This is a genomic window from Rudanella lutea DSM 19387 (assembly GCF_000383955.1).
In the GTDB taxonomy this organism is placed as follows: Bacteria; Bacteroidota; Bacteroidia; order Cytophagales; family Spirosomataceae; genus Rudanella; species Rudanella lutea.
Genome location: NZ_KB913013.1, coordinates 322,354 through 336,416 on the forward strand (window position 1 = coordinate 322,354; position 14,063 = coordinate 336,416).

At 54.8% G+C, this 14,063-nt stretch carries 13 protein-coding genes; 7 read left to right on the top strand and 6 right to left on the bottom strand.

Annotated elements, in window-relative coordinates:
* The first annotated feature begins 6 nt into the window (after nucleotides 1-6).
* Nucleotides 7-483: a Rid family hydrolase gene (locus tag RUDLU_RS0101535; RefSeq protein ID WP_019986578.1), complete on the top strand. Its 477-nt coding sequence runs from the start codon at nucleotides 7-9 to the stop codon at nucleotides 481-483.
* Nucleotides 484-672: 189 nt separating this feature from the next.
* On the opposite strand, the gene cobT is transcribed toward RUDLU_RS0101535, so the two are convergent.
* Nucleotides 673-1,743 (bottom strand): nicotinate-nucleotide--dimethylbenzimidazole phosphoribosyltransferase, encoded by a 1,071-nt coding sequence (gene cobT, locus RUDLU_RS0101540; protein WP_019986579.1) that lies wholly within the window; start codon nucleotides 1,741-1,743, stop codon nucleotides 673-675.
* A 125-nt stretch (nucleotides 1,744-1,868) separates the two neighbouring features.
* On the opposite strand from cobT, the gene RUDLU_RS0101545 reads away from it, so the two are divergent.
* The 4 genes from RUDLU_RS0101545 (at nucleotide 1,869) to RUDLU_RS0101560 (ending at nucleotide 4,689) form a co-directional block, all read left to right on the top strand.
* The gene (locus tag RUDLU_RS0101545) at nucleotides 1,869-2,528 is read left to right on the top strand and encodes a hypothetical protein (protein ID WP_019986580.1); all 660 of its coding nucleotides are present in this window, start codon (nucleotides 1,869-1,871) and stop codon (nucleotides 2,526-2,528) included.
* 167 nt (nucleotides 2,529-2,695) lie between these two features.
* Nucleotides 2,696-3,037: an autorepressor SdpR family transcription factor gene (locus tag RUDLU_RS0101550; RefSeq protein ID WP_019986581.1), complete on the top strand. Its 342-nt coding sequence runs from the start codon at nucleotides 2,696-2,698 to the stop codon at nucleotides 3,035-3,037.
* Nucleotides 3,024-3,683, top strand: coding sequence for an SdpI family protein (locus tag RUDLU_RS0101555; protein ID WP_019986582.1), 660 nt, complete (start codon nucleotides 3,024-3,026; stop codon nucleotides 3,681-3,683). Before RUDLU_RS0101550 ends, RUDLU_RS0101555 begins: the two co-directional genes overlap by 14 nt.
* 22 nt (nucleotides 3,684-3,705) lie before the next feature.
* Nucleotides 3,706-4,689, top strand: a complete 984-nt coding sequence (locus RUDLU_RS0101560) for an alpha/beta hydrolase family protein (RefSeq protein ID WP_019986583.1) — start codon at nucleotides 3,706-3,708, stop codon at nucleotides 4,687-4,689.
* A 150-nt stretch (nucleotides 4,690-4,839) separates the two neighbouring features.
* Here the strand turns inward: RUDLU_RS0101560 and RUDLU_RS0101565 are convergent, their stop codons facing one another.
* The gene (locus tag RUDLU_RS0101565; RefSeq protein ID WP_019986584.1) at nucleotides 4,840-5,436 is read right to left on the bottom strand and encodes a hypothetical protein; all 597 of its coding nucleotides are present in this window, start codon (nucleotides 5,434-5,436) and stop codon (nucleotides 4,840-4,842) included.
* A gap of 119 nt (nucleotides 5,437-5,555) precedes the next feature.
* On the bottom strand, nucleotides 5,556-6,233 hold the full coding sequence (locus tag RUDLU_RS26770) for a lytic transglycosylase domain-containing protein (RefSeq protein WP_019986585.1): 678 nt from the start codon (nucleotides 6,231-6,233) through the stop codon (nucleotides 5,556-5,558).
* 27 nt (nucleotides 6,234-6,260) lie between these two features.
* On the opposite strand from RUDLU_RS26770, the gene RUDLU_RS29975 reads away from it, so the two are divergent.
* Nucleotides 6,261-6,428: a hypothetical protein gene (locus RUDLU_RS29975; RefSeq protein WP_169578016.1), complete on the top strand. Its 168-nt coding sequence runs from the start codon at nucleotides 6,261-6,263 to the stop codon at nucleotides 6,426-6,428.
* A 203-nt stretch (nucleotides 6,429-6,631) separates the two neighbouring features.
* On the opposite strand, the gene RUDLU_RS0101575 is transcribed toward RUDLU_RS29975, so the two are convergent.
* Nucleotides 6,632-7,273: a hypothetical protein gene (locus RUDLU_RS0101575; RefSeq protein ID WP_019986586.1), complete on the bottom strand. Its 642-nt coding sequence runs from the start codon at nucleotides 7,271-7,273 to the stop codon at nucleotides 6,632-6,634.
* An 88-nt stretch (nucleotides 7,274-7,361) separates the two neighbouring features.
* Here RUDLU_RS0101575 and RUDLU_RS0101580 point away from each other — a divergent pair, with 88 nt between their 5' ends.
* Nucleotides 7,362-9,770: a TonB-dependent receptor gene (locus RUDLU_RS0101580; protein WP_019986587.1), complete on the top strand. Its 2,409-nt coding sequence runs from the start codon at nucleotides 7,362-7,364 to the stop codon at nucleotides 9,768-9,770.
* Nucleotides 9,771-9,984: 214 nt separating this feature from the next.
* Here RUDLU_RS0101580 and RUDLU_RS0101585 read toward each other — a convergent pair whose 3' ends face one another.
* Together RUDLU_RS0101585 and RUDLU_RS0101590 are read right to left on the bottom strand one after the other, a co-directional pair.
* Complete coding sequence (locus RUDLU_RS0101585) at nucleotides 9,985-12,573, bottom strand: glycosyl hydrolase (RefSeq protein ID WP_019986588.1); 2,589 nt, start codon at nucleotides 12,571-12,573, stop codon at nucleotides 9,985-9,987.
* Between the two features lie 293 nt (nucleotides 12,574-12,866).
* Nucleotides 12,867-14,009 carry a glycoside hydrolase family 88/105 protein gene (locus tag RUDLU_RS0101590; RefSeq protein WP_019986589.1) on the bottom strand — a complete coding sequence of 381 codons (1,143 nt, stop codon included), beginning with the start codon at nucleotides 14,007-14,009 and terminating at the stop codon, nucleotides 12,867-12,869.
* Nucleotides 14,010-14,063 lie beyond the last annotated feature (54 nt).

A 14,063-nucleotide genomic window follows, 5' to 3' on the forward strand; every position in this document is an offset into this window, starting at 1 on the left:
TCTGGAATGAAACACTGCCTGAACCGCTGGCTGATGGTGGGGGTGCTGAGCCTCTCGGGGCTTATGGGTCATGCCCAAAGTACGCCCACCGCCAAACTGCTGCCTACGTACCTGTACCCGGTTGAAACCACGGTGCCGAACCGGAAAATCTACATTTGTGGCCAACGGCCCGTAGATGATCAGGGGCAGGTAGTGAGCCGGGGCAACCTCAATGCGCAATTGGCGCTCATTTTTGTGAACCTCACCCAGACCCTCCGCACCGTTGGGATGGGTCCAAACAATATCCGCCAGATTTCGTATCGAATTACCAATTCGGATGAAAAATCTAACAGTGATAACCAACAGGTAGTCAGAGGATTGGCGAATAGGTATTTCTCTGAGAATAAAGCGAATCTGCCCACTATTTCCGACATTAAAAACGTGCCGCAACAGGTAGATAAAGACGTGATGATTGAGGTCGAGGTGGTGGCTGTCAAGGATTAACCAAACCGGGGGCCATTCGTAGCGAACATATGGCCCCCGGTTTGGGCTTCCGTGCGTACACTGGCAGGGGAGGAAAGTTTTCAGTGCTGGCCATTCGGACTTCAGATACCAGACGTTAGACCCACTACCCTTCTGCAGAGAAGTTTAACGTCTGGTGTCCAACATCTCATATCAGTACTGAGAGGAAAGTTATTCTTTCCCGGATACGCCCGCCGAGGCAAACGAGGCCATGTCGGAGAGCATGGCAGCTGCACTTTTCAGCAACGGGTATGCCAGCGCACAACCTGACCCTTCGCCCAGCCGCATTCCGAGGCTCAGCAGCGGTTCGGCATTGAGGTGCCCCAGCATGAGGTGATGCCCCGCTTCGTTCGACTCGTGGCAGAATACGCAATAGTCTACAACCGCCGGGTCGATAGCCTGCGCCACGAGCAGGGCCGCCGTGGCAATGAACCCATCCACCAGAATCACCATCTGGTTTTCGGCCGCCCGGAGCATACCACCCACGATGGCCGCAATCTCAAACCCGCCGAGTGTAGCCAGCAGCTCGATTGGCGAGTGGCCCACTTCAGCGTGCCGATCCGACACCGCCTGTAGCACCTGAAGCTTGTGAGCCAGGGCCGAATCATTGAGGCCAGTACCGCGCCCCACGCATTGGTCGAGCGGCAGGCCCGTGAGCCGTTGCATGAGCAAACTGGCCGACGACGTATTGCCAATCCCCATTTCACCAAAACCCACTACCGTGCAGTCGCGGTACACGAGCCCATCTACCAGAATCCGACCTGCATCCATAGCGGCTTCGCATTCGTCGAGCGTCATGGCGGGTTCATAGCGCATATTGCGCGTACCGGGTGCCACTTTGTATTTCACAAAACCGGGTGCGTTTTCGGCAAAAGTGCCGTTCACACCCACATCGCATACCACAAGCTGAAGCCCGTTGGTCTGGCAAAAAACGTTCACGGCTGCCCCGCCATTCAGAAAGTTGTGTACCATCTGATAGGTCACGGCTGAGGGGTACGCACTGACGCCCTCGGCCGTCAGGCCGTGGTCGCCCGCAAATACGAGCAGGTGCGGATGGGTGAGGGTAGGGGTGGGCGTTTGCTGAATGAGGGCGAGTTGCAGGGCCAGGCGTTCGAGTTGCCCCAATGCCCCAAGAGGCTTGGTTTTCTGGTCGATGAGTTGCTGAAACTCGGCCTGACGAGTGCGATTGATGGGTGTAATAGGCATTTCCTGTGTGAGCAAATAGGCTGCAAAGATGCGCAAAAAGGGGATAGAGCCGGTTGTAGAGCATCGGTCAAATACAATTGAAATACCGAATGCTAAACCATTCAGACAGGGGGTGTCTATTTTCGATAGGTTTGATACACAAAACAACACGCTTGAACACGATGAAACTCCTATCCGCTTTACTCATTTGGCTCGCATCGGCAACGGTTGCCCTGGCTCAGATAGAAAACAACAATACGCTCTCGGTGCAAATCGACGGCAAAGAGTACAAAACCGCACCCCGGCGGGTCATGATTGGCAACGTGTGGTGGATCACAGCGAATACCGACAAGCCCGACCGCTCCTTACGGATCTGGCTGGGTGGCAACACCAACGTTGATCAGTTGCAGGAAGGAACCTATCTTGTGGTTGATGCCGACCGACCCGACACCCGCGAAAACCGGCAGAAGGTAGAAAGCATGGGTAAATACACCGGTTTGGCCGCGATCAAATATGTAGAAGAAACACGGGCACCCCGCATGGAGTATCATGTGGGCAAATCGCAGAATAACGACGAAGTTATCACTGTGAAAAAAGGAGCCGATGGATCCCTTACGGCTACGTTTAGTGGTAATTTGGCCGGTAGCTACTGGAAAGAGAAAGCCGGGGCTACGGTGTTTGGCGGTGTGGGTCGTTTGATGAATAAAATGGAGGATAAAGTGATTACCAAGGCATCGGGCTACGATTCGGGTATCGACCCCGAAGGCAATGGCTACCGCCGGGGTGACAAAACCGATCAGATTGTGCTCACCAATGGTACGTTTATGCTCAAGATGAAGTAGGGGCCGCTACGGAATCCAGCACAGGCACAGCAGGTTGTTGTGCCTTTTTTTGTGCCATAATGGTTTGTCTTTACCGTTCATCAGACACTATAGCCGCCCAACATGCGGGCATTTGATTAGAATCTTAAATAATTAGATAATTGTCTAACTGTTTAATCGGCTTTACATTGAACACCTTATTCAAAGCCCTGAACGACCCAACCCGTCGGCAAATGCTGGACATGCTACGCGGGGGCGACCTGACAGCCGGTGAGATTGCCGATCGGTTTGCCATGACTAAACCGAGTATTTCGCACCATCTTGATCTGCTGCGGCAGGCCGGGCTGGTTGAGTCGACCCGGCAGGGGCAGTTCATTTATTATTCACTCAATACATCGGTACTCGATGAGTTGCTGGGTTGGTTACTCAGTTTGGGTCAACCGGGCCTCTCGCGCCCAGACTCAGTAGGGCTGGGCGGCTCGTCCGCAGAAACCGGTGTTCAAACCCCCCAAAACCATGAAAAAGATTAACACCACCGATGTAATGATTTGGATCGCCATTGTGACTCCGTTTATCTATGCGGCATTCGTTTGGGATCAGTTGCCGCCCCGGCTGGTATCGCACTATGGTATGAATGGTAAGCCCGACGATACAATGCCCAAAGCTACGTTCCTACTGTTGATGGGGGGCATTCAGGTATTTGTCTATGCCCTTACCCGATATATGCCGGGGGCTGGCGTGTTCTCAAATGAACAATCGGGTAACTACCACCGGCTCCGGCTGGTAGTCAGCTTCTTCCTGTCAGGGCTGATGGGCTGGACGTTATACGCATCTACGCAGGCCGGTTTAGCCGAAGATAGTTCGCCGATCATGTTCATTGTCATGGTTTTAGTAGCAGCTATCGGCAACTACATGACTACGGTAAAGCCCAATTTTTTTGTCGGTATCCGAACGCCCTGGACGTTGTTTAGCGAAACCGTTTGGCGTAAAACGCACCAAATGGCGGGTCGACTGTGGGTAGGAGGGGGCGTGACTGGTGCCATTCTGTTGCTGTTGGTACCCAAGCCGTGGCAGATGCCGATTGTTGGGACCATAGCCGTCGTGCTGGCGGTGGTTCCCCTGGTGTATTCGTACTGGGCGTATCGTAACGAAAAACGGCGCGCCGGCCTCCTGTAATCAATCCAACCGACACATCTCTATGAAATTCTTCGCTTTATTTTTCCTGTTAATGGGTAGTCTGATTGGGCCGGTTACATCCGACTCAAGTAAGGTAAAAGCGCAGGCTTCAGAGCCAGTTTCGCTGACTACCGCCGAAGGGCTCGTGCTCGAAGGGACGCTGACCCTACCCGCTGGTAGCGCCGGCCCGGTACCGGTGGTGCTGCTGATTGCGGGCTCGGGCCCTACCGACCGAAATGGCAATAGCGGACCGGCCTTGCAATCCAACGCGTACAGGTTGCTGGCGGATAGCCTTGCCCAACGCGGGGTGGCAATGCTGCGGTACGACAAACGGTTTAGCGGTGCAAACGTCAAAACGGCCTTGAAACTGATTAAACCCGAGGCTATTCTGTTTGATTCGTACGTGGCTGATGCCGTCGGTTTTGCCCGACTGCTACAGGCTGATAGCCGATTTAGCCGGGTGTACGTAGCCGGGCATAGCGAAGGGTCGCTGGTGGGTATGCTGGCCGCCCGTCAATTGGGGGCGGCTGGGTTTATTTCGCTGGCCGGGGCGGGCCGAAACATTGCCGATGTGCTCAAAGCGCAATTTGAAACAGCAGTACCGGCGGGTGATCGACCCGCTGCGGGCCTGATGCTCGACACCCTGCGGATGAACCGGCCGGTCAGTGTGGTGCCTATGTCGCTGCTCATGATGGGGTTTGGTCCGATGAACCAACCGTTTTTGCGGTCGTGGATGCAATACGACCCAGCCGTAGAGATCACCCGGTACAAAGGGCCAGTGCTGATTATCCAGGGCGACCGCGATGTTCAGGTGGCTGTGAGCGAAGCCGAACGGCTGCGTGCGGCCCGTCCCGACGCCCGATACGAGCTGGTACCCGGCATGAGCCACATTTTGAAAGAGGGACCCACCGACCGGGCTGCCAACATCAAAACGTACAGCGAACCCAACCGCCCACTAATGCCGGGCCTGGCTCAGACAATAGTCTCGTTTGTTGGGAAAGAATAGATAATAGATAATGGATAATGTAGAATGAATAATGTAAAATGGATAATGAACAATGTAGAATGGATAATTATTGAACCGGCTAAGAGTCAAGCTATCACAATTCTACATTATCCATTACACATTGCCCATTCTCCATTACCCATTATTTATTTAAAACAACTTCGGGCACCGGGCAGGGTTGCGGTATCGGCGCGCTTTGGGCGACCGCAGGGGCGGATTTGGGTTCGGAATGAACGCATACCCAATGGAAGGCTGCACCGCAAAGCCCCGGTCCTGAAACTGCCGGGTAGTGTACAAGCCCATGCTAAGCTCAATGGAGTGGTTATCGCCCAGAAAATAAGCCAGCCCCGTGCTCAAAAATGTGCCGCTCGAACGCTCACGCTCGGGTGGCCCTACACGGTCTTTTACGTAAGGGGTGCTCAGAAATAAATCGATAAATGGCTTCAGGCTTCCCCGTTCGCCAAACCCATTGGCCGAGTAAACCCGGTAGCCTACCCCAAACGCCTGATTCTGGTTAGTACCCTCCGCCCGACCATAAAACCAGAGAGCAATGCTCGGCTTTTCGAGCATGAATACCCGGCCAAGCGACACACTCACGGGAGCGGCCATCGGGGCCTTAGGTTCGTTGCGAAAGGGTTGCCGCACGTTTTGTACACCACTGCCAATTCCTACCCCCCATCGGTCCTGCCCACGGGCAAGCGAAGCTGTAAAAACCAGAAATAGTACAAAACGATAAAAGCCAACCATAACGTAGTGAGTAACTCCGGAACAACCGGATATATGACTAACGTTAAGTTGGCTTATTTGTCCATAGAACTACCCGATTTTTGAGCAAATGACCCATTTTTTGGCCTGAGCTCATAAACCTAGGCCGCTTGCTGGCTAAATACGCCGGGCGTAAGCCGAAATGTGGTGAGCGGTGCCGGGTTCAGGTAGGATGAATAGTCGTTAGGGCGCGAAAATAACTCCTTATACAACAACACCCGGTACAAATAATAGCGAGTCTCGCGGGGGAGCTTCATCTTGTAATAATCTAAATTAGGCTGTCGTTTCAACTGACTTTTAATATAGCCCGGCCCTACATTGTAGGCAGCCGCTACGAGCGACCACGACCCCAGCTGATCGTACAGCTTACGGAGGTACCGGCAAGCGGCCTCGGTTGCCTTCCTAACATGAAACCGCTCATCGTTTTTACCGCCAACTTTCAGGCCAAGCTCACGGGCTGTAGCGGGCATCAGTTGCCAGTATCCACCGGCCCCTTTCGGCGATACCGCCTTGGGGTTCAGACCACTTTCGGCTAAGGGTACATACCGGAAATCGGGCGGAATATCGTACTTATCCAATATCTCATCAACGATCGGGAACACCGAATCGGCTCGTCGGCGGAGGTCGCTTATTTGCCTGGATTGGGGGCGAAACGTTGTGAATACGTGCTTCCAGCGGCTGATAACCACCTCCTGATCGAGGGGCATATCTTCTCCGCAAAAGTTTACATCCAGCAGAGGCAGTTCGGCCTCAGCGGGAGCCGTCATCAGCGTGTTCATGTCCGTTGACAGAACAACCGGCTGACTGTGATTGATCAATTTTGGCGCTACAGAAAGAGGATTGATTTTTACCGCAGCCATCACGGCTGGACGAACAAGCGCAAAGAAAAAGGAGATTCCAACTCGTTTGAGCAAAACATAAAACTACTTGGTGATAGAGAAGTAACGCTGGCGCGTAACGGATTAGTTTATTGATTATGAATCGATTGTAAGTAGATACTTTATATGAAAGAAGGCTATGTTTAAATAATCTATCCTTTTAATAGATAAAACAGTCGCCCTCAGTCAGATAGAGATTAAAAACCTTCTGGACCGTGCGGACGAAAAAAATGTTAAAAAATGCTAAAACTAAAATGGTTGATCCGGTAACCGTCTGATATATTGGTGGTTGAGGATAGTTAGTTCATTGAATAGTGCAATAAAAAGGCAACCAGCCGCTCGAAGTTAAGTTGCTCATAGGGGTTGCGGGTTTGCACGTTCAATTGATGACGGTACCGGTCGATGAGCCCGTCGAAATGGGGGTTGTTCGTGAGTCGGGCAGCAATAATCGCTTTGTAGCAACGGTGGGTCTGGTTGTACACATACCGGCTCGGTTGCCCCGGCGATTCGTTGAGCAGCGTGTCGATACCACTAAGGCTCTCGGCCGATTGCAGAAACGAAAAACCCGACTCAGTCATGAAGGCCTCGATTGTACGGCAGGTGTCGGCCAGTTGGGCGTCGGAGGCAATTTTGTACCGGAAATACGGGAGCCCCTGCAACTTTCCAATCGACAAAATAAGGGTGTTTGCATCGGGCCGGAAATCGGGGAGGTTGTTTAAAAATTGTTGCCCGATTTGCTCAATCTGTTCATTTCGAGTGCCCAGGTTTACTTCCAGCCAGGTTTCGTCGCCATAAAAAGCGGGCGACAGAATAACATTTTGAAAGCCGGTTGCCGTAGTTTTGCGGTATTGTTTTTTCTCTGCCATCAGGGTAAACCCCTGAGCGGTGAAGAAGGGCGATAGGTGCCGGTATAAGTCTATTTCGAAGGGTGTCAGGATCATTGCGTTACCAGCCTGACCGGGTAGCGGTTAGCTGCCTACTTAACGACGAACCGGCTAATATGTTTAGGAATGCCTAACCCACCGTTGTATGTCTTTTTTTTACCGATTCGTTTGCCTTTGTCTACTGACTTCTGCGGCCTCTGCACAGGTTAATTACTCAGCTGCTCCTGCTTCTTCACAAATTATCCGGGGCACGGTTTTCGATGCCGATACCGACAAGCCTCTGCCCAACGCGACGCTCCAACTCGAAGATGCGTTGCAGGTGTACGGTGCTACTGCCGACCGCAACGGGGCGTTTTCGTTTGGTCGCGTGCCGGTAGGCCGCTATCAGCTGGTGGCCCGCTTCCTGGGCTACGAAACCCAGGTAATCACTGAAATCCTGCTCGAATCGGGTAAGGAACAGGTTATCGACGTACAGCTGCGGGCCGGAGCCGAGACCCTCGTCGAAACGGTTGTGAAAGGCCGCCGTCCCGACAATGTTCTGGGCAGTGTGCAGACCATTACGCCGGAGCAGGTGTTGCGGTTTCCGGCTACGTACCTCGACCCGGCCCGGCTCGCAACGGCTTATGCCGGGGTCATCAATACCAACGATCAGGCCAATAACCTGTCGGTGCGGGGTAATGCCCCAAGCGGGTTGGTCTGGCGGCTCGAAGGGGTCGAAATTGTGAATCCGAATCATCTGAGCAACGCCGGCACAATTGGCGACCGCCCCCTGCCATCGGGTGGCGGGGTGAACCTGCTCAGTGCGCAGTTGCTCAACTCAACCCGGTTTCTGTCGGGTGCCTTCACGCCCGAGTACGGCAACGCGCTGGGGGGGATTATGGACATGCGATTCCGGGAAGGTAACAATCAGAAACACGAGTACACCGCACAGGTGGGTGTTATTGGCCTCGATATGGCCGCTGAGGGTCCGTTGAACCGACGCACGGGTGCTTCTTACCTTGTCAATCTCCGGTACTCCTTTACAGGCTTACTGGGGCTTATGGGTGTTTCATTTGGCGGAGAAGACATCCGATTCGGCGATTTGTCGGTGAACCTCGCCCTACCTACCCGCCGGGGTAAGCTCACCCTGTTCGGTGTGATGGGCAAAAGCAGTAACGATTTCACGGCCAAGGCCGATTCGCTCCGTGAGGAAGATAAAGATCGGTTCTCGATCCGTTTCGATTCATGGATGAGCGCGGGTGGCCTTACCTACACGCAGATGCTGGGCGGGCGTTGGCAATGGCGATTGTCGGCCGTAGCCTCGGCCAATAAGAACGACCGCGATCAGTCCCCCGGTTCATTAACGGGCACCCTGCCTGTAGGCAACCCCTTTCAGTACGACCGCAGCACCAATGCCCGCGCTACGCTCCACAACCAGTTTAACTACCGCCTGCGCGACGATCGGCGGCTCCAACTAGGTCTTTATCTGACGCGCTGGTATGGGTCGGTGGGTGTCTGGCGCGACCGGGCTCCGCTGGGCTTCCCCCGGTCGGGTCGGGTGCAGGAAGGCATCCTGTGGTCGTGGCTTGTGCAGCCCTACGCCAACTATATCTGGACGCCCTCCGAAAAACTGACCCTCAACGTAGGGGTACACGGTAATCTGTTCACAGTCAACAAAAAGAGTGTTGCTCTGGAACCCCGTGCTTCGGTGCGCTGGCAACCCGTTGAGCGGCATGCGTTTACGCTCGCTTACGGACTGCATAGTCAGACTCAGCAGCCGGTGACGTATCTGACAGAAGCCCTGCGGGGAAGTGGCGAGTCGTTTCGGAATCTGGGCGTGGGGCTGACCCGGTCGCATCATCTGGTGTTGGGGCACACGTTCCAGATCGACGAATCGTCGTCGGTGCGGACCGAAGCATATTACCAAAGTCTGTTCAACGTGCCCGTTTCGAGCCGGTTGGTGGGCGGGGTGCCCGTTGGGTATTCGGTACTTAATCTGATTGATATCAACGAATTGGCCGAACGCCCTGAGCCGTTGGTGAACAAGGGTAAAGGCCGTAATGCGGGTCTCGAATTGACGTACCAGAAATTGCTCGTGAAGAATTACTACCTGCTTGTGAGTGGCTCACTGTACGATTCACGGTACCAGGCACTGGATGGTGTTTGGCGCGATACTCGCTTCAATGGTCGGCACGCCATCAATCTGACCGGGGGCAAGGAGTACGTGACTCAACGCAATACGTACACCCGCATTTGGGGTTTCAACGGACGGGTAACGCAATTAGGTGGTTTCCGCGATCGGCCCATCAAGGTTGAGGCTTCTCGGCAGGCGGGGGCTACCGTCTACGCCGGATCTGATTTTAGTGTGCAGCTGCCCGATTACTTCCGCGCCGATTTGCGGGTGTACTGGAAAAAGAATCGGGCCCGGTACAGCCGCACCCTTTCGCTCGACCTGATGAACGTAACCGGGGCTAAAAACCGGGCGTACAGTTACTACGATGCCGTTCAGCGCAAAGTAGTCGAGAAGTTTCAGCTTGGTTTGCTGCCTATCCTGAATTACCGCTGGGAGTTTTGATAAAACGCGAACGCTGAGATTTTTGCCCCGAAGGAGCGTAACTGCGGACATGGTTACGCCCCTTCGGGACTTTGCCAGTGAATTTGTTTCCGGGCTGGCTGCCGATGTTACGCCCCTAATGGAGCATCAAAACGGGGTGTTGAGTCACAAACAACCAGACCTCAATCTGGGGTGACTCATGTTTTTTGTTGCCCGCGAATTATGGGAAATGGATTTACCTCGAGCCCTCAACCGGTGTTTGGGCGAGTAGCCTGACTGGCCCCAACAAGCCCGAAGGCTGAGCCTCCCAGCGCGTAGCATCGAAGGGCCGATACTGAATATCGACAATGTTGATGTCGTAAAATTTCTTCCAGCCGGGTGGTTGGTTGCCCGGATGCTGCTTGTCGAACAGCCGCATGTAATTGGCCGACAGGTTGGTAACGGCTACTTCCAGCGTATTCCCCCTTGATTTGAGCCGGTTTGCCTGAATGCTGAGCCGAAACGGCAGACACCAGGCGGTGCCCAGTGGTTGCCCGTTGAGCCGTACCTCGGCTACCTCCCGCACATCGCCCAGGTCGAGTTCGTAGATAGTGTTAGTTGCGGCCCCGGTCGGTAAATCGAAGGTGGTTTGGTACAGGCCCGTACCCCAAAAATATCCTGCCGAGTCGGTGGTGCTTGTCCAGGAAACGAGCTTTGGCAACGTAGCCGACCCGCTTAGCGACGGCCGACCCGCTCCGAACCGAAACTGCCAGGGGGTAGCTAGCTCAAGCACAGCCGCACCGTCGGCCCGCACGGCTGTGGCCGATTGCCGGGTAACCGCCCGGCCGGGCGAAATCTCCAGAAAACACGATTGACCCGGTTCAAGGGCCAGAAACAGTTCGGCCTGCCCCGCACGGCCTGCCCGCACTGCTACCGGTTCGGTTTGGTCGGTGAGCGGGTTGTACCGCCGAACCGAGCCGGTGACTGCGGGCGTTATCCAGCCGGGCCGGAAGGTATTGCCGAGGTTCGTAATGAAATACAAAACGGTGCCATCAGCCCGCCGTTTGCGTAAAAATGACAGTCCCTGTTCGGCCCAGCTTTCGGCCCGGACACCCTGTTGGCGCAACGTTTGGAACACATCATTACTCACCCGTACAGAAGGTAGCTTGCTCACTTGTGCGCCCAACTGTCTTACCTCGGCCGACCGTTTGTCGTGCTCAAAAAAGCCCGATGCTGTAGTTGGTACAGCCCCCTCAAACACAATGCGAGCCCCTTGTCGGGCCAGATTGGCCAGTTGCCGAAGCGTGCTCTCAGGGAAGTAGGTGGTACGTGGAATCACAATGGCCTGGTACGTGGTGCCAGCCGGTGTCCGAACGCCATCAGGGCTTACCGTTAACTGCTTGAGCCATTCGTCGGAGATGAAATCATAGGCAAATCCCCGCCGAAGCAATTGCTCACCCAGCTGCCCAACGGCCTGAGGCAGGAGCCAGCGTTCAACGTGGTGAACCTCCAGCTGATGGATGCCCCCGCCCGACCGCGCCCGCGTAGCCCACAGGTCATGAATGGGGAAATAAACGAGCACATCAGGGTCGGGTTTGCTTGCTTGCAGGCGTGACTGACACCGCTCTACGTACCTGTTGAGTTGAGGGAGGTGGGGCCAGAAATGCGACTGCGGACCATAATGGGTAGAGGCATAAAACAGCCAGCCCGGCCAGGGTTCAGACGGGGGCGAGTAGGGGATACCGTGGTAAAAAACGTGGTTGATACCCGATGCAAACAGCTCGTCGATCTGCGGTTTGAGCTGCGAGAGCGAAACCTGAAAATGGTTGGCAAGCCAGGTGCCCGTTTCGGAACTGACCAGCTTTTTGCCCGCCAGATGCGCGGCCGACGAGGCCAGTTTCATGGCCAGCGGGTTAGGTGTCCCAAATCGATCTACTTCGTAATTCGCATCGACCCGGAGCCCCGGAATCGGGAACCGGCTTGACCCAAACGATTCAGTTTCGGGAATGTCGGCCAGGGTGTAGAGGTCGATCAGGTTGCCCGGCGAACCGTGGGCCTGATGCCGGGTGAGGTATTTTTGCCGACGGGCCCAATCGGTCCATTGGCGGGTAAAGCCGTCGTGCAGCAGTTCGGAAAGCGTCTGATGGTAATCCTGATGCACCCGAATACCGGCATCAGTCCCGGTGGTGTCCAGAAAAGCAGCCAGCTGACTCTGCAAGTCGTACCCGCGCCGTTTCTGGAACTGCGCCAGAAAATCGTCGGACCAGTTAGCGCCAAATACCTCGTACGAGTCGTTGTAAACAGCCCGGGGCCGCTGCGGCAGGTTGTTCAGCGTCGAGTCGAAACGGACCAGATACGCGTCGATAGCGGCCCGGCTGAAATAATCGATTACGGGTCCGGCTCCGCCCGGTGCGGGTCGTTTCACCTGTTGGCGGGTGGGCACGGCGGTCAGTTTCCCGTCGATTAGTTTCCAGGCTTTGGCTGCGTGGGCCTCCGAAACGCCCGGCCCGCCAAAGGGCCAACCGGTGCCGGTGGTCAGGTCGACGCCCAGCCCCAGCCGTTTTCCTTCGCGAACGGTATGGGCAAATACGTCGAGCCAGCGTTTGCTCAAAAACGGAATAAACGCCGACTCGGCTCCTTTCACGCCGTAAATCGGAATGATATGTACACCGCCCAGGCCCGCTTTGGCAAACTGTTCGAGCTGACCCGTAATGTCTTTCTCGTTGGCCGCGCTACCCAGCCACCACCAGTACGTCCAAGGTTTGGCGGTTTGCCCCGGTGCCGGGCCAGGTTGGGCAAAGGCAAGCGTAGAACTCAACAGGCAAAACAGTAGAAACCGGGTCATAGTGGTGAGTTTGTAGTTTTTGGTTTACGGTTTTATGGTTACGTGAATGGACAATGAATAATGTACAGTGTAGAATAGACAATCAAGCGATTGATTTGGCCAATCGATGACAATTGAACGCGGATTACGCGGATTACGCGGATCGAGCCGATATGCGCCGATTACCAATCCGCAAAAATTAGCTTAATCCGTTTCATCTGCGTGCCAATTCGTTTGTACTGTACATTATCCATTGATTTTGACTCAGTACGTATTGGTGTTATGTTCTCCCTTTCTCCTTTCCTCCTTTTTCCCTATTTCCCCTTATACAACTCCGTGCCGGCCAGCAGGAAGCAGCCTAAGCCATAATCTTCAAAATCGGGCATGCTGGTGTACGTAACGGGCTGCCCATCTTTAGGTTCTTTGCCCGTACCCTGCACGTAGCCCAGAAAACCTGTTGGGTGCACGCAGGTATTGGTCATGGCGTTCCAGGCTTTGACCGCTGCGGGTCCGTAGGTTTTGCGGTTCAGCAAGCCGTGATTGATGCCCCAGGCCATGCCATACACAAACAGGGACGTGCCCGTCAGTTCGGGGCCACCAAAGTGGGTAGGGTCGTGCAGACTTACGTTCCAGAACCCGTCGGGCCGTTGGAGCGGCAGCAGGGCCCCCATCATGTCGAGATACATTTTCTCGTATTCGGCGCGGTGCGGAGCGTTTTTGGGCATGATGTCGAGCACCCGTACCAGCGCAGCTACAATCCAGCCATTCCCCCGCGACCAGTAGCAGTCTTGTCCGTTGGGTTCGGTGTAGGGCGGTACAAAGTCTTTATCGCGCCACCAGAGCCGGTCGGCGGGATTGTACAGACCCTTGCCCCCATGTACGTCGCGGGTGAATCGGTACATATCGTACATTTTCTCAAAATAACGGGGCTCATTGTAGAGCACTCCCATCTTGGCGAAAATCGGCATGGCCATCTGGAGCGCGTCGATCCAGTCCCAATCGTCGGCTTTGTCGGCTTTGAGCATGTTATCGATGCTCGACTTGATAGCTTCGATGCGCTCGGGATGTTTACGGCCGTCGAGTTCGTAGAGGTCGAGATAGGTTTGGCCGCAGCACTGATCGTCGGCGTTGCGGGTCAGCGGACCGCTGCGCATACCCCATTTGTGTTTGGTGCCCCACTCAATGGCGTAGTCGTAGTAACGTTTTTGGCGGTCGACACCGTAAAGGGCCATCAACCCTTCGTAATACACGGCGCGGGTCCAGATATTGCTCGGCCTGACCTTATTCGTAACGGTTTCTTTTCCCGCGTCGGGCCATTTGGCCATGAAATAATCGTTGGCGAGGGTCATGGTCGCCAGCAACGTCTTTTTGGAGGGCATGGGCTGGCTCCGGGCGTTGGTGGCCAGCAACAGGAGGCCGGCCAGAAGCCGAACGGTCCAGAAATAACTACAAGACATAGGTGAGCAGAAATGCGCAGGTTGGGTAATGCGTCAACAAAATGGCAGCCGGTT